Source organism: Nesterenkonia rhizosphaerae (assembly GCF_039544555.1).
In the GTDB taxonomy this organism is placed as follows: domain Bacteria; phylum Actinomycetota; class Actinomycetes; order Actinomycetales; family Micrococcaceae; genus Nesterenkonia; species Nesterenkonia rhizosphaerae.
Genome location: NZ_BAABLW010000007.1, coordinates 309,506 through 336,327, shown reverse-complemented (window position 1 = coordinate 336,327; position 26,822 = coordinate 309,506). Strand labels below are relative to the sequence as shown.

The window sequence follows — 26,822 nt, the reverse complement described above, 5'->3', positions numbered from 1 at the left end:
AAGTGGAAAGTGCGCCAGCTCACATGCGCCAGTCTCATCTCAGTGGAATGGTCAGATCCACTACCGTGCCGCCGGAACGCGGCGTGGAGATGGAGAGGTCGTAACGATCCCCGAAGAGCGAGTCCAGCCGCTCGGAGATATTCTGCAGCCCGACCCCGGCGTGATCCGGTCCGGTCAGCACTGAATCCTGGCCCGTGGCCACCTCAGTCTGCCGGGCCGTCAGCCGAGCCAGCACCTGCGGGTCCATACCTACACCATCATCGGAGACCCGAATAGAAGTGGTGCGGGTCAGCGGATCCACCCGAGCCCGAAGCCGCACGGTACCGCCTTCCTTCTTCCCGGCAATCCCGTGTTTGACCGCGTTCTCCACCAGTGGCTGGATGGTCAGCACCGGCACCCGGGACGTCAGCACCTGCGGGTCGATGTCATAGCGGATCTGCAACCGCTCCCCGAACCTGGCCTGTTCCAGGGACAGGTAGGTGCGCACAAAGAAGTACTCCTGGGCGAACTCCGCAAAGTGTCCCTCCTGGCGGACGGCGTAGCGGAAGAACTCGGAGAGCCGCAGCAGAAGCTCCCGAGCCTCCTCCGGGCGGGTCCGGGCCTTCGAAGCGATGGTGTTGAGCACATTGAACAGGAAGTGCGGATTGATCTGCGCGCGCAGCGCGTCCAGCCGGGCGTGAGTGGCCAGCTGCTTCTCGCGGTCGAGTTCAGCTAACTCCAAGTGCAGCGAGAGCATATTGGCCATATCCTCCACCAGCTGCTTCGGCGGGGTTTTGGTGGTGGCTTGGTACACACCCAGGGTGCCCACGGTGCGCGAGCCGATCCGCAGCGGAGCGATCACCGCAGACTGCAGCTGGCATTCCGGGTGCCGGCAACCAAGCCCATCGGGGGTGTGCACTACCGAAGTACGGCCCTTTTTGACGGTGCGCGGGGCCGCCGTCGTCTGCATCTGCCCGCCGGGCACGTGATGATCCGCACCGGGACCGATATAAGCCAGGATGTCTTCAGTATCGGTAATGCACACCGCGTCACCAGAGAGCATGGGCCGCAGCAGCTCACAGGTACGCCGGGCGGCATCTGGTGTCAGGCCTTTGCGCAGCGGCACCGAACGGCCCGCCAGGTCACTGACCCCGCGGGGCTTCTCTGCACGCAGTGGGGCAGCCGCGCGGCTGCCGAAAAGGCCCCGGCTGCCACGTGGGCCGCGCAGCACCGAGGGATAACCCAGCACCACCGCCAGCGTCAGCGCCAGACCGATTCCCACGGTGGGCAGTACCGGCAATGCCGGAACCACCATCAGCTGCGTGATGGCGTAGACCACCGACCAGATCACCACCACAGCAACGGCAAGAATCACGCTACCGCGCACGACGGCGCCTCCTTTCCTCCACTGTCAGAGTCGCCAGCCGTTCCGCCTGACGGTCTGCCGCGGTGCCGTGCATGATGACCCACGCCGCATCCACCGAGGCGGGTGGCCGGGTCTTTCTGGAGATCAGCACCGTCACCAGAACCGCCGCAGGTGCTGCCAACAGGGTCGGGGCCGCCATGAGTTCACGCAGCGCCGAGGGCTGCATCATCCCGGCCGTGAGGAACATCGTCACAGCCAGACACGCCCCGGTGAGCATGCCGGCAAGCGCGCCGGGCGCCGTCGTGCCTCTCCACCAGATCGCCAGTACGATCACCGGGGTCAGCGCCGAGCCGGCCACGGCGAAAGCCCAGGTGACCATGGTGGCCACTAGTGACGGCATCGCGGGGGTATAAGCATCTGGACGCAGGGCAATGGCCAGACCTGCCGCCAGTGCAGCGGCAACCAGCGTGGTAAGCCGCCCGGCCCATACCGCCTGGCGTTGGGTGGCGCGCGGATTGATGTGGCGCTCATACACATCGTGGCCCCAGGTGGCGGCAGAGGCCAGCAGCAGACCGGCCACTGTGGACATCGCCGCGATCAGGGCGGCTGCGGCCACCAGCCCCAACCCTGCCTCATCCCCATAGATCCGGCCCAGCACTGGTAAGGCATGTTCGGGCACGCGCAGGACCCCGTCCACGGTGAGTTCACGCAGCCACGGGTGTTCTTGGGCAGCGGCGGGAATGATGTCCCTGGCCGCAGTGCCCATCATGACTGCTAGGGCGTAGAAGGCGCCGATCAGGACCAGTACCCAGACGGTAGTGGAACGGGCGGCACGGCCGGTGGGCGAGGTGAAGTAGCGGTTCATCACATGCGGCAGCCCAGCTGTGCCAAGCCCGAGCGTCACCACTAGAGCCACCTGACCCAGGTGACCGTAGCGGGCCCCGGGCTCACCGAATACCGCAGGTTCTTCGGGCTGGATGAAGTTTGTCTCCTCCACCAGCTGCCAGGACTGCTGGTCCCCCGAGTCCACCAGTTCAGGGTTGGTCAGCGGCTGCTGGCTCAGCTGCTCCACAGCGTCCCCGTAGCGAAACCCGTCAGCAGTCAGGACCACGGCGAGCCAGATCAGGGCGCTGAAAAGGAGCAGAAACTGCACAGCCTGGTTCCAGGTGGTCCCGCGCATACCGCCGAAGGCCACCACCACCGCGATCACCGCCGTGGACAGCAGCACCCCGGTGGAGTAGGGGCTCAGGCCGAATATCCCGTGCCCGACCAGCAGCTCCCAGGTGATGCCGCCGCCCACTGACTGCGGCACCAGATAGCAGAGGATCACCAGCTGAACCACTCCCACCGAGGAGATCCGTACGGCGTCAGAGCCCAGTCGGCGGCCGAGGAAATCAGCCAGGGAGAATTCTCCGTAGCGCCGCAGCGGAGCGGCCACCAGCAGCAGCACCGGCACAAAACCGGCCGCGAAGCCCACCGCATACCAGGCGCCGTCGAGACCGGAGACATAGACCGCAGCAGCGACCCCCAGAAAGGACGCTGCGGAGAGGTAGTCGCCGCTGATTGCCCAGGAGTTGGTGATGACGCCCACGCGCTGACCGGCCAGGTAGAAGTCGACGGTGGATGAATGCCGTGGTCGGGTCAGCACACTGACGCCGAGCACAATCACTAATACTGCGGCCAGGGTGATGACCGCCGTCGTCGTCATCGTTCTGCCTCGTCAGCCACCCCATATTCGGGGAGGTCAAACTCTGCGCTGAAACTCTGGGGCCCCGGACTTTGATGCCCCAGCATGCGTGATTCCACAGACGAGCTCAGGGTAGCTGCGGCAATACCCAGCACCGCAAAAACCAGGTAGAGGCCCACACCGGCAAAGAGAAAACCGGGACTGAGGTTGCCCATGACGCGGGATTCAGTCCACCAGGGCAGGGTCATGGTGAGCACCGGGAAGGCTGCCACGATCACCAGGAATACCGTGAAGTAGGTGATGGCGATTCGACGCAGCGTGCGGAAGGCCGCATCAGCTTCAGCCGGGGTGTCCCGGACTTCATCCTGTACCGGACTCTCAGCCGAGGGGACGTCGTCGTACCTCATGAAGTGAGTCTAGAGCCACCAGCCTTAGGCGGCGGGCCAGCGCTTCCACATACTCCACGCGGCACGGATCAGCAGCACTGCGCCACCGCCGGCAAGCACAAGCCCCATGCCGGGCATAAAGGAGCCCCACTGGGTGGAGGCATTGGCGACGATCAGGTTCCACCCCTGCAGGAGGGCGATCGCGGCAACCACCAGTCCCGGAATGGCGGCGTGAGCAATAGCCAGCCGACGCCGCGGCACAAAACCTCCGGCGAATGCCAGGCACCCCACGGAAAGGGTCAGCACCCCGGGGCCATCGGTGCCTCGCAGGACGAATGATTCGCCGATGAGTCCCTGAGTGAGGGAAACGTAGACCCAGGGCAGGAACGCGGAGATGATCATCATCATTCCGCCGATCAGCATGGGCCAACTTCCCAGATGGAAGACACCGTATCCGTGTTTGCGGCCTTCCTTCAGACGGGCAAAGACCCCTGCGAGTCCGCGGTCTTCCACACCCGCCGTGGAGCGTGCTGGCTTCTTCTGCGCGGTAGCGGTCATAGCAGCATCCTAGGGGTGATTCAGGTCACAATCATCGCCTCGAAGGTGTCGACCTGCCCAGAGGTGCCACCTGACCTATAAACGGCGGTTTTCTCTCGATGAGCGGCACCTGGCCCCTCGCCGCCCGCTCGCGGCCGCAGAAAGGCCGTCCGGAAACACAGACCGGCCGTCCGATATATAAGTCCTTGTGATCCACCTCACACTAGAGTGTGGTAGTGGCAAGCATCCAACCGGGTGCGGCCTGCCCCTGATGCGGGCCATTCGCACTGAAGCACATGAAGGGAGCCTCCCGTGTCCGATGTGACGCAAGAGAGCACTTCCGGCCCGCCAGCGGAGGATTCAAGCTGGCGCCAGCGCTACTGGAAGAAAAACGTCCGCGTCCTGGTGGTGCTGCTGGCCATCTGGGCCTTCGTCTCGCTGGGCCTCAGCGTGATCTTCATCGAACCGCTGAACACCATCGAGATTCTCGGATTCCCCTTGGGCCTATGGTTCGCCCAGCAGGGATCGATCTACACCTTCGTGATCCTGATCCTGGTCTACGCGCTGTGGATGGACCGTATCGATGATGAGTTCGGGGTCTCCGAGCGCAATGAGGAAGGGAAGCGACTGTGAGCGATATGCAGTTTTGGACATTCTTCTTCCTGATCCTGACCTTCGGGATCTACATCTTCATCGCCTGGCGATCCCGGGTGAAGGAGACCAAAGAGTTCTACGTCGCCTCCCAGGGCGTCCCCACGCTCTATAACGGCATGGCGGTGGCCGCGGACTGGATGAGTGCGGCCTCCTTCATCGGTATGGCCGGCATGATCGCCTTCCTCGGCTCCGATGGTTCGGTCTACCTGATGGGCTGGACAGGCGGCTACGTCCTGCTGGCTCTGCTGCTGGCTCCCTACCTGCGCAAATGGGGCAAGTTCACCGTTCCGGAGTTCGTCGGTGACCGCTACAGCGATACGGTGCGCGTAGTGGCCGCGATCTGCGCCATCGTCATCTCCTTCACCTATGTGGTGGGCCAGATGACCGGTGGCGGTGTGGTCTTCGCACGCTTCCTCGGGCTCTCTGCCGAGTGGGCCGTCGTCGTGGCAGCCGCAGTGATCTTCTTCTACGCGGTGCTCGGTGGCATGAAGGGCATCACCTACACCCAGGTGGCTCAGTACATTGTGCTGATCATCGCCTACCTGATCCCCGCGGTGGCGGTCTCACAGGCCATCGGCGGCTTCCCGGTCCCGCAGGTCACCTACGGCACTATCCTGGCTGAACTGGATGCCCTGCGCGTGCAGTTCGGTCTCCATGAGTTCACCGACGCTTTCGCCGGACGTCCCGGTGGGCAGCTGGATGTGTTCCTGGTGACTGCCTCGCTGATGCTGGGTACAGCAGGCCTTCCGCACGTGATCATCAGGTTCTACACCACCAAGACGGTGCGCGGCGCGCGGTTCTCCGCCTTCTGGGCGCTGTTCTTTATCTCGCTGCTCTACCTCACAGCTCCGGCAGTGGGCGCTTTCACCAACCTGAACCTGCTGCGCACCGCCCAGAACGCCACTGCTGATGACCTTCCGGGCTGGATCCAACCATGGGCCGACGCCGGCTATGTCACCTTGAACTCCACTGACGGTGTGATTCAGACGGTGTCCAACAGCGCGGCCTCCGGAGCTGACCTGATTGTCTCCAACGACATTCTGGTGCTGGCCTCCCCGGAGATCAGCGGACTGCCCGCACCTATTGTGGGTCTGATGGCCGCAGGCGGTATGGCGGCGGCACTGTCCACGGCCGCTGGTCTGCTGCTGGTGATCTCCTCGGCTGCTTCCCACGACATCTACTACCGGATGATCTCCAAGGAGAAGGCTTCGGAGAAGACCCAGATGCTGGTGGGCCGCCTGGCGATGACCGGTGCGGTGATCGTGGCGATCTTCGCCGGGCTGAACCCACCGGCCTTCGTGGCCCAGGTGGTGGCCTTCGCCTTCGGCCTGGCGGCGTCGACCTTCTTCCCGATCCTGATACTGGGCATCTTCTGGAAGAAAGCCAATGCCAAGGGCGCCGCGGCGGGTATGCTCACGGGTCTGATCTTCAGCGCAAGCTACATGATCTACACCCTGGAGATCTTCGGCACCAGCGCCAATGAGCACATCTTCAATGTCTCCCCGGAGGGCATCGGCACTATCGGTGCAATGGTGAACTTCGCGGTGACCATGATCGTCTCCAGCCTGACCCGTCCGCCCAGTGCGGAGGTCCAGGAGATGGTGGAAGAGATTCGCTACCCGCAGACCCGCAAGGTCACGACCGGCGTCTAGCTTCCCTTATTCGATCTACCTTCAACGGTGGCCCTGCTCCAGTTCCGGAGCGGGGCCACCTGCGTATCGGCGCAGGTCAGGACGCGGGAGTGCGGCTCAGGCAGTGCCTGGCCGGGTACTTTCCTCAAGCCACCGCAAGTAGCCGTCGCTGCCGTCGATGATAGGCAGCACCACCACTTCGGGCTCCTCGTAGCTGTGCTCGCGCTGCAGCAGAGAACAGAGCTCGACGGCGGCGTCCCTGGTGGTCTTGAAGCTCACCAGTTGTTCTGCCTCATCTTGAATCTCACCCGCCCAGCGGTACAGGCTGCGGATCTGGCTGACCTGGGCGCAGGCTGCTAGTCGGGCCTCTAGAGCGCGACCGGCCAGCTCCCTGGCCTCGGTTTCGGAGCCCACCGTGGTCTGCACGATGACGGCGAGTGCCGCAGCCGAATCTGCTGCGTCACTGGCACCAATCCTGGATGATTCTCCTGGTGCGGGTGTCTGCTGCACGGCCCTTCCTGTCTAGATACCTACTTGACGTAGGGTTCACCGTTGGCTGCGGGGGGCCGCACTCGGCCCACAAAACCAGCCACCGCGAAGATCGTGATGACATAGGGCAGCATCAGTAGTGCTTCGGAAGGCACCGGGGTTCCCATGGTGGACAGCGTATTGCCCAAGCTGGTGGAGAAGCCGAAAAGCAGTGCGGCCAGCATGGCACCTGTGGGGTGCCAGCGCCCCAGGATCATGGCAGCCAACGCGATGAAGCCCTGCCCGGCGGACATTTCCTTGCCGAAGGCCAGTCCCTGGCCAATGGTGAAGAAGGCCCCACCGAGCCCGGCGATAGCGCCGGCCAGGATGACGTTGATCACTCGAGTGCGGTTGACCTTGATACCCACGGTATCTGCGGCCTTGGGGTGCTCACCGACTGCGCGGGTGCGCAGACCCCAGCGGGAACGGAAGAGGAACACGTTGAGGACAGCGACGATGGCATACATCAGGTAGACCAGGATGGTCTGGTTGAACAACACCGGGCCGATGACCGGGATCTGCGAGAGCACTGGGATGGGCAGTCGCGGCAGCTGTTGGCGTGCGTTCCACAGCTCGGGGTTCTGGGTCAGCACGGTGGAGAACAGGAACCCGGTCAGACCGAGGACCAGCACATTGAGCACCACACCCACGATGATCTGATTGACCTGGTACTTCACGGCGAAGAAGACCAGCAGGGCACCCACCAAAGCACCGGCAATCGGCGCGAAGAGCAGGCCCAGGTAGGCGCTTGTGAAGAAAGAGGCGGCGACGGCGGCCAGGAAGGCGCCAGCCAGCAGCTGAGCTTCGATGGCGATATTGATCACGCCGGAGCGCTCGCCCACCAGGCCGCACATGGCACCGAAGATCAGCGGCACTGAGAGCGCCAAGGCACCGGTGAGCATGGTGACCAGCGGGATCACCGCACCACGATCAGCACCGGCCCATACGAGGAACGCCAGGACAAAGAACACCCCGACCAGGATGGGCAGCCACATGCCGGTGCGGATCCGCTGAACAGCCTGGTGGACAGCCAAGGCAGCAAGAGCGGCAATCAGCAGGGCGAAGACCCAGCCGGCCGGCCGGGACGGCAGCTCCACCAGCGGAATCTCGAAGAAGTCCCCACCGGAGGAGAGCCGGAAGTTGGTGCGGGCTCCGGCCGGTGTTGCGATGGCGAAGATGACCGAAAGCCCCGCGAGGATCACATAGGTGACCGGGTACTTCCACGCGATGGGCCGAGTGTGCGCCTCGGCCTCCTGAAGCGGTTCAGCCTGGACAGCGGGGGCGCTCATACGGTCACCTCCTGTGTGGTGGTGGTCTTCTTCTTAGTGCGGCGGGCGGGCTTGCCGTCAGTGGGCAGCAGGAAGATGGTGCGCACTAATGGGGGTGCGGCGATCATCAGCACGATCACCGCCTGCAGCACCAGCACAATATCGATGGGGGTTCCGGTCTGGGCTTGCATGAGCACGCCGCCGGCACGCAGACCGCCCAGCAGCAGGCCTGCGAGGAATGTTCCCAAGGGTTTGGAGCGACCCAGCAATGCCACAGTAATGGCATCGAAGCCCAGGGTTCCGGCCACACCGGAGCCGATCCGGTATTCGGTGCCCAGCACATGCATCGCACCGCCGAGTCCGGCCAGGCCACCGGCGATGACCAGCACCAGTGCGGTGGCTTTGGGCACGTTGATGCCGGCAGTGCGCGCGGCGTCGGGGTTCTCCCCGATGGCACGGAACTCATAACCCAGGGTGGAGCGTTCGAGCAGCCACCACACGGCGAAGGTTGCCAGGATGGCCACCAGGAAGCCGGCGTGCAGGCGGAAACCAGGACCCAGGAGTCCGGCCAGACGGGCGGAGTTATCTACTGCTGTCGACAGCGGCTGGTTGGAGCCTGTCTGGATGAACCACTGCTGCTTCAGCAGCCAGGCCAGCAGGTAGATGGCGATGTGGTTGAGCATGATCGTCACGATCACCTCATTAGCGCCGGTACGGGCCTTGAGCACACCGGCGATGCCGCCCCAGATGGCTCCGCCGAGTACGCCGCCGGCTACGGCCAGCAGCAGGTGCAGACCGGTGGGCAGCGAGACGGCGTAGCCCAGGAATCCTGCGGAGGTAGCACCGAGGATGATCTGGCCCTGGCCACCGATATTCAGCATGCCCGAGCGGAATCCGATGGCGATGCCGAGTCCGGCCAGGATCAGCGGCACCGAGTAGACCATGGTCTCAGTGATCGGACGGAAGGAGCGCTGAGCGCTGGGAGCCTGCCAGTCAAAGACCGCACCGCGGAACAGCGCGGAATAGGCATCCCGCAGCGTGTTGAACGCTATCTCGAAGAAGTCACCGGGGCGGGAGAAGAAATAGCTCAAGGTGGCTTGGACGTCGCGGTCAGCGGCCAGGATTAGTACGCCACCGACTACCAGGGCGACGACGACGGCCAGCAGCGTCACCAGCCAGGAGCTCTGGGTCATCTCCCGCAGAGCCCGGGAGAGCCGTCCTTCGGCGTCAGCGAAGGGCGTTTTCTGCTCGCTCACTGCTGTTCCTCCTCTGCCTCGGCGATGTCATCGGCCTCGGCGAGCACGGTGTGGTGTTCTGCTGCCTGCTTCTCAGCCTCTTCCGCGGGAACCCCAGCCATCATCAGACCCAGGACATCCCGGCTGGTACCGGCGGGCACGATACCGACGATCCGCCCGCGGTACATCACCGCGATCCGGTCAGCGAGGTTGAGCACCTCATCAAGTTCAGTGGAGACAATGACACAGGGCGTGCCCTTATCGCGCTCTTCAATGATGGTGCGGTGGACGAATTCGATCGATCCGACATCGAGACCGCGCGTGGGCTGGCTGGCCACGAAGAGCCGCAGGTCACGGCTCATCTCACGGGCCAGCACCACTTTCTGCTGGTTACCTCCGGAGAGGCTGGAGATGGGGTCGTCTACGGTGCCCATGCGCACGTCAAAACGTTCGGCCTGAGTCTGGGCGGCCTCGCGCATCGCGGCGGGCTTCAGGGCGATATTGCCGGGTCCTGCGGCGTAGGGAGTCTGGTCATACATGTCCAGGACGTAGTTCTCCGTGATGGAGAAGCCTGCGATGACGCCGTCGGTGGAGCGGTCTTCGGGAACGAAGCCGAGACCTGCGCGCAGGCGCTGCTTCACGTTCAGGGCTGCCAGATCTTGACCATCCAGGGTGATGGTTCCGGTGACCGGAGTGCGGGTGCCGAGGATGGCCTCTGCCAGCTCGGATTGGCCGTTGCCGTCCACACCGGCGATGGCCAGGATCTCCCCGCGGTGGACATCGATGCTGACGTCGTCGAGGACCACTTTGTCAGCGGCGTCGAGGACGGTGAGATCTTTCACGCTGAAGCTGATTTCCCCTGGATCCGCGGGAGCTTTTTCGGTGGTGAGGCTGACCTCACGGCCCACCATGAGGCTGGCCAGCTCTGTTTCGGTGGATTCCGGCTTGGCGTCTCCGACCACTTTGCCGCGCCGGATGACGGTGATTCGGTCCGCGATGGCGCGGACTTCACGCAGTTTGTGGGTGATGAAGACGATGCTGGTGCCGGCTTCTTTGAGCTGACGCATGATCGCGATCAGCTCATCGGTCTCCTGTGGGGTGAGCACTGCCGTGGGCTCGTCGAGAATGAGGATCTTGGCATCGCGTGAGAGTGCCTTGATGATCTCCACCCGCTGCTGAGCGCCCACGGGAAGATCTTCAATGCGGGCATCAGGGTCCACATCGAAACCGAAGCGCGCGGAGATCTCCAGGACCTTCTGTCGGGCCTGAGCGAAGTCGAGGATTCCGGCGGTTTTAGTGGGCTCATAGCCCAGGGCCACTGATTCGGTGACGGTGAACACCGGGATCAGCATGAAGTGCTGGTGCACCATGCCGATCCCGGCGGCCACGGCGTCGCCTGGACCGTTGAAGCTGACCGGCTGCTCATCGAGCAGAATCTCACCCTCGTCCGGGCTGTAGAGCCCGTAGATGGTGTTCATCAGCGTGGACTTGCCGGCACCGTTCTCGCCGAGCAGGGCATGAATCTCCCCGGGCTCGACGGTCAGGCTGATCCGGTCATTGGCGGTGAAGGAGCCGAACCGTTTGGTGACTCCCCTCAGCTCAAGCTTCATCAATCAGGCTTCGGCATTCAGTGGTGGGGGTGTGCGGATCAGGAAGGTGCGTTCTCGGACTCAACAACGGTCTCGCCGTCGATGATTTCCTGGCGGATCTGCTCTACGGCTTCCTTCACGTCATCGGGGACTTCAGAGTCGAAGTCGTGGAAGGGGGCCAGGCCCACGCCCTCGTTCTCGAGGGTACCGATGTAGGGCTCGGTGGTGAACTCGCCGTTGACGCCCTCTTCGATGGTGGCGTAGACGGCGGCACTGATCTCCTTGAGCACGGAGGTCAGGATGACGTTGCCGTAGTCAGTGGACTCGAAGCCATCAGAGTCCACCCAGATCATCTTGGCTTCAGCCTCTTCGATGGCCGGGCCTGCGCCCACACCGGCATTGCCGGCCACGGGCATGATGATGTCAGCGTCCTGGCTCAGCAGCTGCTCAGTCACAGCACGGCCCTGAGTCTGGTTGGAGAAGTCTCCGGAGAAGGAGCCCTGCTGGGAGTCCTTGTCCCAGCCGACCACGCGGACATCGGCGTCGTTGTCAGTGTTGTAGCGCTCCACACCATCAGCGAAGCCATCCATGAAGACAGTCACCGAGGGGATCTGGATGCCGCCCCAGGTGCCCACCACGCCCGTCTCGGACACGGCTGCAGCCACGTAGCCGGCCAAGTAGGCAGCTTCACCGGTGTTGAAGACCAGCGGCTTGCCGTTCTCCAGCTCCTCCTGGAAGTAGGAGTCAATCAGCGCGAAGGTGGTATCAGGGTTGTCCTGGGCGGCCAGCGTCAGGCCTTCCTCCAGCATGAAACCCACGCCGAAGACCAGGTCACAGCCCTGCTGGACCATGGTGTCCACGTTGGGCGCGTAGTCAGACTCGGCGGTGGACTGCGCCTCAGCGTGATCGATGCCCAGATCAGCGATGGCGTCCTCAAGCCCTTCGTGTGCGGACTGGTTGAAGGAACGGTCGTCCCAACCGCCTTCGTCAGAGACCAGGCAGGCCTTGAAATCAACTTCTTCAGCTGCCGGTGCGGACTCGTCTGTCTCGGGGGCCTCATCTGGGGCCTCTCCGCAGGCGGAAAGGATCAGCGCGGCGGCTGCGGTGGCGGCAAGCGCGCCACTGGTCTTGAAAGACCTCTTCATGGGGTGCTCCTCAGGTGTGCGAGTGAGTGAGGTGATGACGGAATATTACGCCAGTTTCCTGCATCAATATTGCGCCGGTGTTTCACGGCTTCTTTGCCGTTCAGCATTGATGAGTGTAGTGGAGACCACATCATGCCCGCCTCGCGCAGGAAAAGCTACCGGCACCACTGCTGCAGTTCCGAGCCGGTGAGCACCTCACCCGGATGCGGCCCGGCTGCCCAGATGCGCGAGAGCTCAGCATCGGTGAATGCGCGCTCGGCGGCCACGGCGAAGACCAGATTGCCTTCTTCAGCGGCACCCAGCACGGCATCGGGCGCGTTCAGCAGCGCCTGCTCAGAGGAGAATCCGCCCATCTCAACCGCCTGCATAAGTCTGCCCACCAGCCCGCGGACAAAGCTCATATCTGCTTCATCGCCGAAGTTCATCAGCATCTTTCCAGCAGGGGTCAGCAGCTGCATCACCTGCGCAAAGAACTCCGCGGAGGTGATGGGCTCCGGCGCCTGAGCGGAATTGAACAGGTCAACGACGACGACGTCGAAGCGGCGTCCACTAAGTACTCCATCAGGGGCGGTGGCCGCTGCAGCATCGGCCACAATGTTCTCCGGCCTGGGCTCCAGGGGTAGGTGCTCAAGGACGAAGTCCACCAGTTCCGGCTCGATGTCCAGCACCGTCTGAGCGATCTCCGGCCAGCGCTGCTGCAGCCAGCGCGGCAGGGTCATAGCCCCTGCTCCCAAGTGCAGGGCGGTGGCTGGGGCGGCGGTCAGCGTGTTGCTCAGCACTGCGCGCATGCGGCGGATGTAGTCATGGAGCAGGAAGCTGGGATCAGCGACCTCCACATGGGACTGTTCGGCACCGCCGATGCTTAAGACCACACCGGAATCGGTCAAGGTGTCCCGGGTCAGTTCGGCGGTTTTCCCGGAGAAGCTCAGCCGGGTGCTCTGCGGAAGTGACGGGTTGGTCACCGTTGTGACCCCGTGGCGATGGCCGGGGCGGCGGGAGTCGGCTCTGCAGACCCGGCCTTGCGGCGTCGTCGTGAGGTCTTGATGAAGTCTTCAGCGTGTTCAGCCGGTGCTCGGGTGGCCAGGCTGACCAGGATGAAGACGCTGGTGGCCGCCAGGATTCCCCAGACGCCGCTGCCCTGGCCCAGGAACCGGGTGCTGGTGGCTTCGAGGTAGAGCACGATGGCGCCGGCGACCAGCACGGAGGTGATCACACCTGCTGCTGTGCCGCGCTTCCAGAAGAACGCACCGATGATGGGCGGGACCATCACCAGCAGGCCTGCCGACGCAGAGACTGAGAGCACTGCGATCAGGTCTAGCTGCAGATGCGCGAAACCGTAGGCCAGGACGGCGATGACCGGGATGACAAGTTTGCCCACCAGCAGTTGGCGTCCCTCGGCGGAGTGTCCCGCTGAGGTGTGTTCGGCTGAGGTGTGTTCGTCACTGCCGAGGCGACGGGCGGCCGGGGCGTAGACATCGCGGCTGACCATGGAGGACAGCGTGAGCATGATCGAGTCGATGGTGGAGATGGCTGCAGCCATGATGCCCACCATCACAATGATGCCCAACGGAAGCGGAACCAGCCCTGAGGCCAGCAGCGTGGGGGTGGCCTGATCGCCGGAGGCAAGGTCCTGGAACTCGAGCCGAGCGGTGAGCCCCCAGACCACGGTGATCATGGTGTAAATGAAGCCGAAGGCCATAAAGCCCAGCATCATCCGGCGCAGATCGCGCAGGGAACCGGGGGTATAGAGCCGCTGGCTGACCTGCGGGTTGGAGATCATGAAGAAGATCCACGGCAAGGTCAAGGCCAGGAACGTGCTGAAGGTGAAGTACCCGGTGCCCGGGACGCTGAGCGCGCCGGGATCAGCGGCGAGGCGGTCAAAGAAGGTCCCGAGCCCGCCGAGCTGCCTGATCACCAAGATCACCACAAGGGAAGCGCTGACGATCATCACGACCGCCTGCAGGGAGTCGGTCCAGGCCACAGAGCGAAGCCCGGCGACCATGGCGAAGATGATGGCCAGCACTGTGGCCACAGTGGTGCCCTGGGTGAAAGTGATGGCACCGCCGGACATGCCCGAGAGCAAGTAGCCGACACCGGCCAGCTGAACGGCGGCATAGGGAATCAGGAAGAGGCAGGAGGCAAGCGCCGTCGTCGCACCTGCGGCTTTGCTGCGGTAGCGATGCCCGATCATCTCAGTGGGGGTGACGTAGCCATAGGCCTGGCCCACCCGCCAGAAACGCGGACCAAAGATGAGCATCAGCGTGACACCGCATAGATACAGCAGCTCAAAGCCCAGTGCCCCTACTCCCCCGGCGTAGGTCAGCCCGGCCAGGCCGATCATCATGAAGGCCGAATAGGTGGTGGCCGAGTAGCTCATGGCGGAGACGAAGCCGCCCATCCGCCGGCTGCCCAAGAAGTAGTCGGACATCGTGCGGGAGGTACCGCGGCGGGAGAGTACTGCGGCTGCCAGTGCGATGACCACGTAAATGGCCACGCCGAGCCAGATCCAGGAGGCGTCCATCTCAGTCCTCCCAGCCGAAGGCCAACACGGCGTTGATGATCAGCACTGCCAGGGTGGTCAGCGTCCAGAAAAGGAAGCTGCCGTACCAGGCGTTGATATCGCTGAGCAGGGTGTAGGGCACCAGATACATCAGCACGATGATGACCGCTACTGCCGCCAGCAGCCAACGCCGGATCCGGCGAGGCGTGGTGGCACTGGGCTCAACTGAGGGCGCCTGAGTGGAGGATGAGAAATGGCTCACAGGTGGCGAGTCTAGTCGCTGCTGGCAGTGCACCCTGTGATGCGCGACATACGCATCAGTCCAGAGTGCCGGCCCGGTAGGCCCGCGCACTGGACTCCAGTTCCTCTGCGGTGGTGACCAGTTGCGAGGCCCGGGCAGTCAGCCGACGCGCGTCCTGGGGGCTGACATCTGCGTGCCTATCCGCCCACAGCGCCTGACCGCGGGCGATGACGCGGCAGAAGGCGCTTGCCCGGTCAAAGGCCACATCCACCTCACCGGAGTACATCCCGGCCAGCACCTGGTCTGCCAGGCGGGTCATTTCCTCCGCAGTAGGGGGCTCGGGTACACCGGCGATGGCCGCCGGGGCTGAGTGGGAGCGACCCAGCCGGTAGTAATCGCTCATGCGCTGCGGGTTCTTCTGCACCGCTGAGCGCAGCGCGTAGATCCGCCAGAGCGAGCCGGCCAGTGAGCGGGGTGGTGAATGGGACCACAGTTCAGCGATGGCTTCCAGGCCCTCAGTCTCAGCCAGCCGGACGAACCGCGCGGTTGCCTCCGGGTCTGCGGCATTGCGGCCGCGGGTCACCAGCGCGTGGGCGGTGTCATGGGCGGCCTGCGAGATATCGGCCGGGTCGGCTCCGCCTTCACGACGGTCGAAGGTAGCTGGATCGCTGTAGGCCGGACGGCGGTAGCGAGGGGATCCTGCAGATCTGGCGCTCATAAGTTCAGGCCTCCTTTCGGGCAGCCCATTATGCCGGGGTCGACGCTGAGGTGCCAGGCTTGCCGCTGTCGTCGTATTCCTCCAGGAACTCTGCAGGAAGTATCCAGCTGAGCGTTTTTAGAGTGTTTGCCGACACATCAGCCTGAGCAGCAAATAGAGCGCAAGGACGGAACATGACGGAAACGACGACGACGGCGGCAGATACCTCACACCTGCTGGCTCCAGTCTTCGCCTCCTCCGCTGCCCTGGCGCTGCTGCTGAGCACTCAGATCACCGATGACGAGGACGAATAGTCTGCGGCTGAGCCGGTGCGCTACGATGGAGTCTGGCCTTTTTGGCCACATTCCTTAAGACCAGGGCCTTTAGCTCAGTTGGTAGAGCATCGGACTTTTAATCCGCTGGTCGCGGGTTCGAGCCCCGCAGGGCCCACCATTAGATCCCGGTCAGGGACGTTCCGCGGCCTCTAGCCTGCGGTTTCCGCCTGCCCCTGGTGGCAGTTTTGGTGGCGCTTCCTGCACCACAGCAGCGGCGCGGGATGCCTTAGATCAACGGCGCTACGCTTACATCCTCAGCACTCTGCGGTGATGTTGCAGCTCCTATATCGCGGCGCTAAGTCGAGCATCGATGCCACGCGCTTCCCTCATGCCACGACGGGGCACCCGACTCCGTGACCTACGTCTGCGCACAAGGTCACTATCTCGCGAGGACATAAGCAGGGTCGATGGCCTGCCGGTCATGAGAGCTGAGCGCATGATCGCTGATCTAGTGGAGGCTAACCAGGATCTCTCACTTGTAGGGGATGTGCTCAGCGATGCACACAGGGCTGGACTGATCGCCTCGCCCACGAAGCTGGCCCAGTACCTCGAACCTCTAGCTCGGCGGAATCAACAGCCCTCCGGCCCAAAGCTCCGCAACCATCTCTACGAAGTGGCAGGCATTTCGCATGAGTAATGAGCAGTACAGCAGCTGGAATGCAATCTCCGTTGCCTACAAGGCAGTCGCGAAGTCCGATCAGCGGACAACAGTCGATGGCCATCTGCGAAGTTGCCCAGAAGGTAGATCCTGAAGGTGACTACAACGATGTTCTGGCGCGTGCCTACGACCTGGGATTCGTCAATAACTCGGACGGTTATTGAAGGGTGCCGCACCTAGAAGATTCTAGGCCAGAACTGTGCCCGGGAGCGTATCCGTGTGCATTTACTCAAGGCCCGAGGAGGGCCAGAGGCACGACGGCGATGCCGTCAGCGCGCCGGTAGGCTCTTTCGCCTGTTGATATGACCATGAGGTCGACTACGTCATCAGGCATGCGTTCACGAAGCCACTTCAGGTGCCTGAGGTCGTGGTCTCGGAAATCAGGCGAGAGCTTGACTTCAATGCCTATGAGCTGGCCCTCATCGCCTTCGACGATGAGGTCAACCTCCTCCCGATTGTCATAGGAGCGAAGATGGCCCACTGAGGCGCCGTCGGTCTCCGCAATCACCCTCACGGTCAGTGCAGCAAGGGATTCAAAGAGTTTCCCGGCCTTGTCTGCGGCGGCAGGAGTTGCAAGACGACGAGAGGTCAGACCCATCAACCGTGCCGCCAAAGCGGGGTCGGCAAGCTGGTGCTTCTGCACCGTCTGAAGCTGCTTGAAGGGATTGGATTCGTTGCTCCACGCCTCAATGGGATCAAGCAGCCACAGCTTGGTCAGGAACTCCCGGTAAGTATTGGCTGTGGTCCGGGCCGGTCGCTCACCGTCTTCGCCGGCCACATCGAGAATCTTCTGCTGGGCGGAGGTGGTGGAAGATGCGGCAGCATACGCCTTCAACCACCGCATCAAAGTACCGGGACGGCGGACAGCGTGGCCCTGTTCCGGAAGGTCTCGGTCGATGACTCTCTGCAGATACGAGTCGAGGTAGCTCTTCTGCATCCGAGGAGATTTGTTGTGGATCGCAGGGAAACCGCTGGCCACGATCGCGTCGTAATAGTCACTAATAGAAAAGTCGGTCGAGCCCGCGATTTCAGGGGTTGCCCCAGAGAGCATCTGCCCCAAGCTCACGCTGGGGGTTACGAGTCCTCGCTCATGCAGGCCCATGGGGCGCATCCGGACCGAAAGGATCCGGCCAGCGCCACTGTGGGTTCCACTGCCCGGTCGAGGTGTGGCACTTCCGGCCAGAACGAAGCGTCCGGGCTCGGCGCCGTTGTCCACGGCCCGGCGCACAGCATTCCAGGAATCGGGATAGTTCTGCCACTCATCGATGAACAAGGTCCCCGGTGGAAGGTTCTCCAGTGTTCGATCGGCCATAATGTGCTCCCGGTGCTCAGGGATCTCCATGTTCCAGACATGCTGAGCGCGACGGGACGCGGTCGCAGTCTTCCCGACACCCTTAGGCCCATCGAGTGCGACAGCGGGGGCTTCTTGCAGCAGATCATCCAGGAGAGTGTCAACACTGCGAGGCGAGTAGGACATGTCCCTACGCTACATTCCCTGCATCATTTACGCTACATTCTCTGCAGGTTCAGCACTACATCCTCTGCATGAGGGCGACGGGCCTCTGGCGAGTAAGAGGGTATGACTGGCTCCAAACGTGGAGCAAAAGTTCCTCCAGTGTTCGGGACGGTGGAGTTCCGCAAGCTTGCACGCGAGGTTCACCTCGTCGACCCCGAAGGCCTACAGACGTGTTCAAGGTCGTAGGCCTGATGCCGTGGTGGCACCACGGCAATTTTGCAAGGACCTCTTGCAACATTTGTTGATCCTGCCCGATTCGCGAGGACCGACAGCCCCTCCGGCACAAAGTTCCGCGACCACCTCTACAAGGTGGCAGGCGTCCCGCGTGAGCAGCACTGGGATTACCCCTGATCAACCGCGCGTGAACCACCGCCGAAACCATGAAGGCCGCACTTCCCTCTGCGCCTGTTCAGCCCGCTCGCGCGCCTCAGATTTGGCTTTCTGGATCCGCTCCGCCCTCCGGGAGGCCCATGCCGCTACGGTCGCATCAACATCTCGCGGCATGGTGAGCAGCGGCGGCCCCTCCGGCGGCTCATAACGAGCGCGGATCACACGCTGATTGAAGCCCTCCACCTCGTGCCGCACGGCCTGTTCATCCAGCAGCCGGTCAAGTGCAACTTCCAGCTGGGCGTCTTCTCTGCGGAGCTCCACCGAAAGCGGGAGGAGCGCGAGCTTCTCACGCTTGACCAAGCTCTTGAACCACCAGTCAGGATCATAGTGATCTGAAAGCTCAAGCGGTTCGCCGCTGCCTGGAAGATCGTCGAACTCGCCGCGCTCAGTGGCCTTGCGGATCTGATAGTCGGCCATGAGTGCAATAGTCACCTCGATGTCGACGACGAAAGCTGCTGGGTCACAGAAGCGTGCGGATGAATCCCACTGCTGCATGGTTCCTCCTCCCTTTTCAAGTCAACTGTATTATGTCATGCGTATGAAAAACAGAGGAGGACAGAATGCCCAAGCAGGTAGACCACCGGGACCGACAGGAACACATCTCACGCGCTCTCTGGCACGTCGTCGACAAGCATGGCTGGGCCAAGGCAACAATGCGCGAGGTGGCCCGCGAGGCCGGGGTCTCACTCGGACAGGTGCAGCACTACTTCTCCTCCCGCACGGCGATGCTGACTTTTGCCATGGACCACGCCTCAGCCCAGACGTCCTCGCGCATCAGCGATCGACTGCAGGACCTCGACCCGGCAGGACACCCCAGGGAAGTCCTGCGCATTGTCCTCACCGAGATGCTCCCGCTGCACTCCGACAGCCGAGTGACCAGCCGCATGAGCGCCGCCTATGTCCTCGAAGCTCTGCACGACGAGGAGCTCAGGGCACAGGCCCGGATCGGAATGCAGGCCGGCCGCGCCATGGTCGAGCGCCTCATCCGACAGGCAATCACCGATGGGCACATTGACGACGACCGCGACCCGGTGGTGGAGACCGATCTACTCCTCGCCCTCACGGGCTTCACACCGCTGCTGGAACTTGGCGTCATCGACGCAGATGCCGCACTGAAGTCCATCGACACCTACCTCGACCGACTCTTCACTTCAGCCGGAGACCCTGCGAAATTGTGAGTTGAGGCTGGCCCTCTGCGCTGCATCCTCTGCCTCCACTCAGGTTCCCAACGGTTCAGGGGCAACTCCCGACATCACTTCAGAGGTTCACGAGAGCGACTGCTGCATATGAGAGCCCAGGTCAGCGCCGCACCCCAGGCGAAGAATAGCGGCTCCCAAAGCAGGAGACGGCTCCATAGGGCCGTGTGGTCAGCACCGGCGACGTCAACCCATCCTGCGAGACTGATGACGGCGCCGATCATATTCAACGCGGCGTAGAGCACCAATATCGGCCCACCGACCCAGGAAATGCCGCGCCACAAACCTTCCAGCGGGAGGAGCTGTTGATCCGCCAGCAAGGGAATAAGCGCAGCTGCGAGCTTCACTCCACCCACCACGAGCAGTCCGAAGGTGACCAATTCGGGCTGGTCTCGGCTCGCAGAAACCGCCCACTGACCGACTGTCTCCAGCAGCAGCGTGCCGCCGAACGCCCAATAGAAGCTGGGGATTGCGTGAGCTATACCGAAGGCGGCCGCAATCCAGAACCACACAGTTGCGCGGGTGCGGCGAGGAACCATGGGCTCATGCTACTGCCAGGGGAATCCGCAAATGCCCGACCGACGGCGATGACGCTTGGCTGCACAGTCGCCGGTACAGGTCGTCGCATCGCTGTCGCCTACGTGCTAGCCAGCCAGGCGCCGAGACTGCGCGGTGAGAATGTGGTCCCAGAGGTGATCGGCGGGGTCCGCGGTGCCGACGAAATGACCCCCAAGTTCCAGAATGAGTGCGCCCACCAGCTGGGAGACATCAGCCAAGGCATGGGCCAAACGCTCCGCCGAAACCCCGAACTCCGCTGCCGGAGCTGCCAATTGTTCGCGCAGTGCTGAGTCGATAGGCAGCTCCAAGGAGTCCGGGGTGCTGGAAATGAACACAGCTGCCACCCGGGCCGCTGCGGCAGTCGTCACGTCCGGTGCGCGATACCCGGGAACCGGGGTGCCGTAGATCAGCAGGAACTCATGCTGGTTTCGCAACGCCCAGGTGCGCAAGGCCTGTGCCGCACTACGCCAGGAAGCCGGACTCCTACTACCGGACGCAGCCTCCTCCACAGACTCCGCCAACCCCGTGTAGGCGTCCAGGATCAACTGAGTCAACAAAGCGTCACGGGACTCAAAATGCCGGTAAATCGCCGAGGGCACCACGCCGGCTCGCCGGGCAACATCTCGCAGCGACAATGCCGCCGAGCCCTGACCAGCTACAGCTTCCCTCGCCGCTTGCAGCAGCAACTGTCGGGTGTTCTCTTTGGATTCACTGCGGGTTGCCATCTGCCCATCTTAATTCAGTGAACGCTGTTCACCAGCGTGCTACTCTCATTGAGTGATCAGTGTTCACTGAGATAGGAGTCGACATGCGCCCACACACTGCGGGCCCTTCGAGCCAGGACGGTCGGCTCGCGGCCAGTTTCGCAATTCTTGCGGGTCTGGCCTTCGCGGCCTTCCCGCTCCTGCGCCCCTGGGGCGATAAAGAGGCCGACGGCGACGGCACCGTTAATACCGAGGCCATGGCCGAAGCCTTCGCCGACCCCCTCTGGGTCATCTCGCATGTCAGCGGAATGGCAGGCTGGGCACTGCTTGCCGCAGCAGTGATCGCAGCACATACCGTGCACCTGTCGACCAAGCTGCTATTCACCCTGGGGATTGCCGCGCTACTGCCCTTCTACGGTGCAGAGACTTTCGGCCTCCACATTCTGGGGGCAGCAGCACAAGAACGCGATGACCTCACCCTGGTCACCCTGGAAGGATCTCTCCGGGCGGAGCCCACCGCATTAGCGCTTTTCGGCACCGGGTTGCTCGTCGCTGCTGTAGCAACGATCCTCCTGGCTCGTGATACCTGGGCATCAGCGTCTATCCGCTGGACCGGCCTGCCACTGGCGGTACTCATCGCCCTCTATCTGCCACAGTTCTTCGCCCCGGAAAACCTCCGCATCACGCACGGCATCATGCTCGGGGCGGCCTGTGCCCTGTGGGGCATCCGGCAGGCGAGCGACACAAGAATCGACAGCAACCCCACTGCGGGATGAGCTAGACCGCCTCCGCCACCTTCTTCAATCGCAGGATGGACGCTTCAAGCTTCTCCGAGGTGGTGTTCCGCGCCCGCTCCAGTCGATCGGGATCGTCGAGCTGGGTCCAATCGTAGGTGTGGACCACCTCTGTACGGTTCGCATCCAGGGCCTTGAGCTCCCAGCGCCACAGATGCCCCGGTTGAGGCTTGCCGATGGGCGACGGCTTCCAGGCGATGAGCTGGCCCTCTGCGAACTCGACCACATGGTTCTCGCGGGTCTTGCCGCTGGTCAGCGTCATAAGGAACTTCTCCCCCACGGCTCCCACACGTTGTCCCGGGTTGGCGCTAGTGAGATTGTCGTTGCCGTCCCATTCGGGCTGTCGGGCCGGATCTGCGATGAGTTCGAAGATCACATCTGCCGGCGCCTCGATCACACCGCTGGCGGTCACCACCTGCTGCTCTGTCATATCACTCAGACTATCCGAGGCGCTGCCACACTGTGGCCGGGACCATGGAACAGACCGCAACCACCAGCACCGTCATGGCCAGAAGGCCAAAGGTGAGAAGACTGAACCCCACGGCTACGCTTCCCAATAGTCCCCACGAGATTCCCAGGAGTGCAGGCAGTGCGCAAGCGGTGCCGAGGATAATCGCGGTGGCACCTACGAACAGGGACTCCGCCATGGACATGGTCAACAACTGGCCCGACGTCGTCCCCAGACGGCGCAAGAGCCGAAACTCTCCGCGACGTGACGCGGTCACCATGACCAGCGTGTTAGCAGCGGCAAGACCGATGAACACAAGAAGTATGAGGGTGGCGCCCGTTGACAGGAGCTGCTCGCCGGCGGCTGCCTCCACCGTGTGCTGAATATAGGCCTGGCCGCTCATGGTCTCGACTCCAAGTGAACGAAGCCGATTTTGCACCTCGAAGGTCACACCATCGTCGGTGAGGATGAACAAGTCCCTGACCTCGGGTGAGTCTGCCCCAGGAAAACTCGGGCCGACCAGGTAGTCCCCGAACGCGAAGCTGCCGTCGTACACCGCCACGATCCTGGCGTCGATCGACTCACCGCCAGCGAGCTCCATCTCGATGGTGCCGCCAACCGGAGCGAACAGCATCGTTGCCATGTCTGTGCTCATGGCCACCGCGTGCCTATCGGCAAGGTCATCCAGGGAACCCCGCGTCACCTCAGGAGCCACGAACTCCTCACCCGGGAACACCGTGAGAGCCGAGGCCTCCCAGGACAGGGCATCCAGGAAACCGATACCGGTGGGCTCGTCCCGGTCGGTCCGGACCGATGCCGGAATGGATGTGTTAGCTCCCACCGACTCCACCCCAGAGGCCCCCTTGACCAGCTCCAAGGTCTCCAGGTCAGCCTCCTCCACCACAAGGTCCGCCCGCATTGCGGTCTCCAACTGCTTTTCTCCAGCCTGAGCTGCGAGGCCTCCTGAACCGGTCTGAACCAGTCCCAGCGCCACCAGCAGCGCAAGCGGAATGATGACGCCCGTCAACCGTCGGGAGTAGCCACGTGCCGCCCTGACCGCCAAATCCAGTGACACATTCATGCGTCCAAGCACAACGCGTTCAAGCCACCGCGCACAGGTACTGATCACGACAGACCCTCCCACCGCTGCTGCGATCACCAGCAGGATCGCCGAGCTTGCTGCGCTGGCCGTCCCTACGAACCCGCTCACGACGAAAGGAACGCAGGCACTCCCCACCCCCAGCACCGTCAGCGTGATGGGAGTAATAGCCCGGCCTCTCCCCAGCGAGGGAGCGTCCACCACGTTCTCCCGCGTAGCCTGCATGGCGCTTGATCGCGTCACCGAGCGAACTGCGAGGAAAGCGGAGAAAAGAACCGTTGGGCCGATCAGCAGGACCGTGCCAAAAATGGCTGACGGAGACACTGCGGGGGTGAACCCTACCGGCACTGCTCCTGCGGCCGAAAGCGTTCCGCTGAGCACTGGAGCTACTAAAGAGCCGGCCAGAATTCCCAGCGGAGATGACAGCGCAAAGAGCAGGAACATTTCCGCAGCGACGAGCCGGCGGATCTGTCCCGCAGTACCCCCTATAGTTCTCAGCAGTGCCAGTTGCTGAGCACGCGGGCGCAGGGCCTGCGTAAAGACCGATGCCACGATGAACAGTGTGATGACCACCGTGGTACCCGCGAAAGAACTGGCTAGTGCCAGCAGCTCGCCACTCTGGTGGGAGTTTCCAGCGCCGCTGAGTTCCACGCCAGCCTGCAGCCATGTTCCCGTCACCGTGATGAGCAGAGTCGAGAGCAGGATGATGGCGAACCCTCCGGCGAGTGCGGCACGATGGGTCCGTACGGAGGACCGGGCGTAAGCAAAGGTACCTGTCATGTCCCCAGCTCCATCACGTAAGAGGTGATCTCCTCCGGCGTGGGCGCCACCAGATGCCCGGCCCATGATCCGTCGGCCAGGAAAAGTACCTGTTCTGCAGCGCTGGCGATGCGGGCATCGTGGGTGACTAGCACTACAGTCTGACCCACCGATGCCGCCGTCTTGCGGAGTAGCTCCAGGATCTCTTGGCCGGTGTGAGAATCAAGCGCACCGGTTGGTTCGTCAGCGAAAATCACGCTGGGGCGGGTGATCATGGCCCTGGCAATAGCGACTCGTTGAGCCTGACCACCGGAGAGTCCACTGGGTAACCGATGCTCTTTACCATTCAAGTGGACTGCGTGGATCAGTGCCTTTTCCCATTCGGGATCTGCTTTTCTTCCAGCGAGCATGAGCGGAAGGCGTATGTTCTCGACCACCGTCAGGTGATCAATGAGGTTATAGGACTGGAAGATGAAACCTACGTGATCTCTGCGGAACCGGGTCAGTGCGTCCCCTGATAACCGAGTTACCTCCACGTCACCAATGAGGATCCTGCCCGAATCCGGAGTCTCTAGGCCTGCGATGCAGTTGAGCAGGGTTGACTTTCCCGATCCAGAAGGACCCATCACCGCGGTGAAGGATCCGGATCGCAGCCCCAGGGAGACCTGATTCAGTGCACGAACTGTCACGGGACCATCAGGGTAGGTCTTCGTCACTTCGCTCAGATGTACGGCTGTGGCCGGTGCATGGGCCACAGCTGGGGCGGAATGCATAGGGTCTCCTCAGGCTGGATGTGGGCGGGAATCCGCTGTTTCCAACGCTACGGAGAGGCAACGCTGCGTCTCTAGATGCCTGAGGAGGAACCTGCCGGGTTGCAACTTTCGATGCAGAACCTGCGGCGGCGGACCTGCGAATGTAGATATTGCGTTGAGCGAATCACGGAGCTTGGGGGACTGTCACGATCCGGTTCTGGTAGGCCCAGACAACCGCCTGCAGACGTGAGCGAACGCCCAGCTTCGGAAGCATCCGTGCGAGATGGGATTTCACGGTTGAGACCTCGACGATGAGTTCGGCGGCGATTTCTTCATTGGACATCCCCTCTGCCAACAACAGCAGGATGTCACGCTCACGACCGGTCAGCAGATCGGCGCCTCGGTCTCCGGTGACCGGTTGCAACTTCCGGCGGTTTACGAACTCACGGATCACTCGGCGGGTCAGGCTCGTGTCAAGGGTCCCCTCTCCCGAGGCGAGCCTTCGAATTGCGTGGATGATCTGCCCAGGCGGTGAATCTTTCAAGAGGAACCCTGAAGCACCGGCTTCCAGCGCACCGAACACGTAGTCGTCGAGATCAAAGGTCGTCAGAATCAGCACAGTCACTGGGGACTCCCGATGTGTGCCGCAGAGTTCGCGCGTCACGCTGATCCCGTCACGTTCTGGCATCCGGATATCCACGCATGCCACATCAGGTTGCAATTCGTTGGACAGCGCAATGGCTTCTTGCCCGTCAGAAGCAACTCCGACGACATCAATGTCATCCTCTGCACCTAGTAACGCCGCCAGGCCCGCCCGCACCAAGTATTGGTCATCTGCGATGAGCACCCTGATCATGCTATTTCTGCCTCCTGCGGTCTATTGTGAAGCGTCACGCCTGGTTCACGCGGAATGCGGAGCTCTACTTCCCAACCACCTTCAACGGTGGCGCCGTAGATCAGGGTGGCGCCGACCAGTTCAGCGCGCTCCTGCATTCCGGTCAGTCCCAACCCGGGGGCTGTGCGATGTCCTGAGGTAGGGGCCGGGGCATTCTTGACTCGCAGCACGAGTGCCTCGGAGGCTCGGTCATCCACTGCGACCACGCAGGATGCTCCAGCAGCATGCTGGGCCGCGTTACTCAGGGCCTCCTGAACCATGCGGTACGCCACCAGCTGCCCTAACGGGCCAATGCCATGACCGAGTTCCGCCACCCCGTCGGAATGCACGAGCAGCTCGACATCATCAGCAGGACTTTCGGCGACCAGCTCTTTGATGGAAGACACAGTGTGGACCGATCGTTCAGCACCGCTGCTTTCGCGCAGCAGACTCACGAGGCGGCGTAGATCATCGAGTACCAGCCGGCTCTGATCGCGGATCGCGCGGGCCCCTTCTTTGGCCTGATCAGGCGCGGTGTCCACGTGTAGTTCGATGGCAGAAGCCATCACCGCCATCCCCGACATATGGTGGGCGGCAATGTCATGAAGTTCGCGAGCCAGTGCGGTCCGCTCCCGAGCCAGCGCCGATTCCACTCGCGCCTCCTGTTCGCGGATGAGCGCGTCCTGCTCATTCTTGCGGGCGCTGTGGACCTCACGCCTGGAACGCACCATCGAAGCGATACCCGCCGGTGCCGCAACGAGCCCCACAGCCTGACCCAACGCCTGACCCAGCACAAGACCCAGAGCGCCCGGATCGTCTGAATAGCCCGCCACCGCATAACCAGTCACCACAGCGGCCGCGCAGCAGGCCAGCGCCAGACGCGCATGGAAGAAGCCGGCAGCTGACACCGCGGCATAGACCGTGACGAGGATGGGCACAGCTGTGAGGCTGTAAGAATCCCAAGAACCAGCGATCGCCAATGGCAGCGCCAGGAGGGCTACGAGTATGATCGCCACCGCCGGAGCCCGGCTCACCAGGAGAACCGTCGCTGCTTGAGCCGTGATTACCGCCAGGGCAACCCACCAGTGAGGTGACCACGTTGAGGGCCAAAGAATGGGCGCGACAGGATCTGAGGAAACCAGCACCGGGAGGAACAGCAGGGCTCCTAGGCAGAGCAGCCACACCACGAGTGCAGCCGGGACCAGTCTGCGTACTCCCACCAGCGATAGCCTCGGCATCCAGTCCATGGCGTCATCATCCCACGAGCCCAAACCCACACACAGCGGCCGTGTATGG

At 62.9% G+C, this 26,822-nt stretch carries 27 protein-coding genes and 1 tRNA gene; 6 read left to right on the top strand and 22 right to left on the bottom strand.

All coding sequences use genetic code 11. The annotated features are described in order from the left end of the window. Positions 1-34: 34 nt before the first annotated feature. The 4 genes from ABEA23_RS07235 to ABEA23_RS07220 are packed head-to-tail and all read right to left on the bottom strand — an operon-like array spanning position 35 to position 3,976. Positions 35-1,366 (bottom strand): histidine kinase, encoded by a 1,332-nt coding sequence (locus tag ABEA23_RS07235; protein WP_345477393.1) that lies wholly within the window; start codon positions 1,364-1,366, stop codon positions 35-37. Further along, positions 1,356-3,053 (bottom strand): sodium/solute symporter, encoded by a 1,698-nt coding sequence (locus ABEA23_RS07230; RefSeq protein ID WP_345477392.1) that lies wholly within the window; start codon positions 3,051-3,053, stop codon positions 1,356-1,358. Before ABEA23_RS07230 ends, ABEA23_RS07235 begins: the two co-directional genes overlap by 11 nt. Next, on the bottom strand, positions 3,050-3,439 hold the full coding sequence (locus tag ABEA23_RS07225) for a DUF485 domain-containing protein (RefSeq protein ID WP_345477391.1): 390 nt from the start codon (positions 3,437-3,439) through the stop codon (positions 3,050-3,052). Before ABEA23_RS07225 ends, ABEA23_RS07230 begins: the two co-directional genes overlap by 4 nt. A gap of 24 nt (positions 3,440-3,463) precedes the next feature. Further along, entirely contained in the window at positions 3,464-3,976 is a 513-nt protein-coding gene (locus tag ABEA23_RS07220) for a hypothetical protein (RefSeq protein ID WP_345477390.1), read from the bottom strand. Between the two features lie 291 nt (positions 3,977-4,267). Between ABEA23_RS07220 and ABEA23_RS07215 the strand changes: the two genes are divergently transcribed. Next, a complete protein-coding gene (locus tag ABEA23_RS07215; RefSeq protein ID WP_345477389.1) occupies positions 4,268-4,588 on the top strand; it encodes a DUF4212 domain-containing protein in 321 nt (106 codons plus the stop codon). 5 nt (positions 4,589-4,593) lie between these two features. After that, positions 4,594-6,261, top strand: coding sequence for a sodium:solute symporter family protein (locus ABEA23_RS07210; RefSeq protein ID WP_345478640.1), 1,668 nt, complete (start codon positions 4,594-4,596; stop codon positions 6,259-6,261). Positions 6,262-6,357: 96 nt separating this feature from the next. On the opposite strand, the gene cutA is transcribed toward ABEA23_RS07210, so the two are convergent. The 9 genes from cutA to ABEA23_RS07165 form a co-directional block, all read right to left on the bottom strand. Beyond that, positions 6,358-6,750: a divalent-cation tolerance protein CutA gene (gene cutA, locus ABEA23_RS07205; RefSeq protein ID WP_345477388.1), complete on the bottom strand. Its 393-nt coding sequence runs from the start codon at positions 6,748-6,750 to the stop codon at positions 6,358-6,360. A 20-nt stretch (positions 6,751-6,770) separates the two neighbouring features. Continuing rightward, positions 6,771-8,057: an ABC transporter permease gene (locus ABEA23_RS07200; RefSeq protein ID WP_345477387.1), complete on the bottom strand. Its 1,287-nt coding sequence runs from the start codon at positions 8,055-8,057 to the stop codon at positions 6,771-6,773. Then, positions 8,054-9,292 (bottom strand): ABC transporter permease, encoded by a 1,239-nt coding sequence (locus ABEA23_RS07195; RefSeq protein ID WP_345477386.1) that lies wholly within the window; start codon positions 9,290-9,292, stop codon positions 8,054-8,056. The genes ABEA23_RS07200 and ABEA23_RS07195 overlap by 4 nt, the downstream gene beginning before the upstream one ends. Continuing rightward, entirely contained in the window at positions 9,289-10,881 is a 1,593-nt protein-coding gene (locus ABEA23_RS07190; protein ID WP_345477385.1) for an ABC transporter ATP-binding protein, read from the bottom strand. Before ABEA23_RS07190 ends, ABEA23_RS07195 begins: the two co-directional genes overlap by 4 nt. A 38-nt stretch (positions 10,882-10,919) precedes the next feature. Continuing rightward, positions 10,920-12,005 (bottom strand): BMP family lipoprotein, encoded by a 1,086-nt coding sequence (locus ABEA23_RS07185; RefSeq protein WP_345477384.1) that lies wholly within the window; start codon positions 12,003-12,005, stop codon positions 10,920-10,922. A gap of 155 nt (positions 12,006-12,160) precedes the next feature. Continuing rightward, a complete protein-coding gene (locus tag ABEA23_RS07180) occupies positions 12,161-12,967 on the bottom strand; it encodes a spermidine synthase (protein WP_345477383.1) in 807 nt (268 codons plus the stop codon). After that, positions 12,964-14,526: a sodium:solute symporter family protein gene (locus tag ABEA23_RS07175; protein WP_345477382.1), complete on the bottom strand. Its 1,563-nt coding sequence runs from the start codon at positions 14,524-14,526 to the stop codon at positions 12,964-12,966. Before ABEA23_RS07175 ends, ABEA23_RS07180 begins: the two co-directional genes overlap by 4 nt. Before the next feature lies 1 nt (position 14,527). Beyond that, positions 14,528-14,767 carry a hypothetical protein gene (locus tag ABEA23_RS07170; protein ID WP_345477381.1) on the bottom strand — a complete coding sequence of 80 codons (240 nt, stop codon included), beginning with the start codon at positions 14,765-14,767 and terminating at the stop codon, positions 14,528-14,530. Positions 14,768-14,822: 55 nt separating this feature from the next. After that, positions 14,823-15,464, bottom strand: coding sequence for a hypothetical protein (locus ABEA23_RS07165; protein ID WP_260072841.1), 642 nt, complete (start codon positions 15,462-15,464; stop codon positions 14,823-14,825). A 356-nt stretch (positions 15,465-15,820) separates the two neighbouring features. Between ABEA23_RS07165 and ABEA23_RS07160 the strand changes: the two genes are divergently transcribed. After that, positions 15,821-15,896, top strand: a tRNA-Lys gene (locus ABEA23_RS07160). Between the two features lie 303 nt (positions 15,897-16,199). Continuing rightward, a complete protein-coding gene (locus ABEA23_RS07155) occupies positions 16,200-16,415 on the top strand; it encodes a hypothetical protein (protein WP_345477380.1) in 216 nt (71 codons plus the stop codon). 250 nt (positions 16,416-16,665) lie between these two features. Here the strand turns inward: ABEA23_RS07155 and ABEA23_RS07150 are convergent, their stop codons facing one another. After that, positions 16,666-17,913 (bottom strand): ATP-binding protein, encoded by a 1,248-nt coding sequence (locus tag ABEA23_RS07150; RefSeq protein WP_345477379.1) that lies wholly within the window; start codon positions 17,911-17,913, stop codon positions 16,666-16,668. A gap of 390 nt (positions 17,914-18,303) precedes the next feature. After that, on the bottom strand, positions 18,304-18,837 hold the full coding sequence (locus tag ABEA23_RS07145; RefSeq protein ID WP_345477378.1) for a DnaJ family domain-containing protein: 534 nt from the start codon (positions 18,835-18,837) through the stop codon (positions 18,304-18,306). Between the two features lie 65 nt (positions 18,838-18,902). Here ABEA23_RS07145 and ABEA23_RS07140 point away from each other — a divergent pair, with 65 nt between their 5' ends. Then, positions 18,903-19,520: a TetR/AcrR family transcriptional regulator gene (locus ABEA23_RS07140; RefSeq protein WP_345477377.1), complete on the top strand. Its 618-nt coding sequence runs from the start codon at positions 18,903-18,905 to the stop codon at positions 19,518-19,520. A gap of 74 nt (positions 19,521-19,594) precedes the next feature. Here ABEA23_RS07140 and ABEA23_RS07135 read toward each other — a convergent pair whose 3' ends face one another. Together ABEA23_RS07135 and ABEA23_RS07130 are read right to left on the bottom strand one after the other, a co-directional pair. Beyond that, positions 19,595-20,077, bottom strand: a complete 483-nt coding sequence (locus ABEA23_RS07135; protein WP_345477376.1) for a DUF3995 domain-containing protein — start codon at positions 20,075-20,077, stop codon at positions 19,595-19,597. A gap of 105 nt (positions 20,078-20,182) precedes the next feature. Further along, positions 20,183-20,821, bottom strand: a complete 639-nt coding sequence (locus ABEA23_RS07130) for a TetR/AcrR family transcriptional regulator (protein ID WP_345477375.1) — start codon at positions 20,819-20,821, stop codon at positions 20,183-20,185. A gap of 83 nt (positions 20,822-20,904) precedes the next feature. Between ABEA23_RS07130 and ABEA23_RS07125 the strand changes: the two genes are divergently transcribed. Then, positions 20,905-21,576: a hypothetical protein gene (locus ABEA23_RS07125; protein WP_345477374.1), complete on the top strand. Its 672-nt coding sequence runs from the start codon at positions 20,905-20,907 to the stop codon at positions 21,574-21,576. Between the two features lies 1 nt (position 21,577). On the opposite strand, the gene ABEA23_RS07120 is transcribed toward ABEA23_RS07125, so the two are convergent. The 5 genes from ABEA23_RS07120 to ABEA23_RS07100 form a co-directional block, all read right to left on the bottom strand. Beyond that, positions 21,578-22,024 carry an SRPBCC family protein gene (locus tag ABEA23_RS07120; RefSeq protein ID WP_345477373.1) on the bottom strand — a complete coding sequence of 149 codons (447 nt, stop codon included), beginning with the start codon at positions 22,022-22,024 and terminating at the stop codon, positions 21,578-21,580. A 10-nt stretch (positions 22,025-22,034) separates the two neighbouring features. Next, the gene (locus tag ABEA23_RS07115; RefSeq protein WP_345477372.1) at positions 22,035-23,921 is read right to left on the bottom strand and encodes an FtsX-like permease family protein; all 1,887 of its coding nucleotides are present in this window, start codon (positions 23,919-23,921) and stop codon (positions 22,035-22,037) included. Continuing rightward, on the bottom strand, positions 23,918-24,673 hold the full coding sequence (locus ABEA23_RS07110; RefSeq protein ID WP_345477371.1) for an ABC transporter ATP-binding protein: 756 nt from the start codon (positions 24,671-24,673) through the stop codon (positions 23,918-23,920). The genes ABEA23_RS07115 and ABEA23_RS07110 overlap by 4 nt, the downstream gene beginning before the upstream one ends. Before the next feature lie 163 nt (positions 24,674-24,836). Then, positions 24,837-25,508 carry a response regulator gene (locus ABEA23_RS07105; RefSeq protein WP_345477370.1) on the bottom strand — a complete coding sequence of 224 codons (672 nt, stop codon included), beginning with the start codon at positions 25,506-25,508 and terminating at the stop codon, positions 24,837-24,839. Beyond that, the gene (locus tag ABEA23_RS07100; RefSeq protein WP_345477369.1) at positions 25,505-26,803 is read right to left on the bottom strand and encodes a sensor histidine kinase; all 1,299 of its coding nucleotides are present in this window, start codon (positions 26,801-26,803) and stop codon (positions 25,505-25,507) included. The genes ABEA23_RS07105 and ABEA23_RS07100 overlap by 4 nt, the downstream gene beginning before the upstream one ends. Between the last annotated feature and the right edge of the window lie 19 nt (positions 26,804-26,822).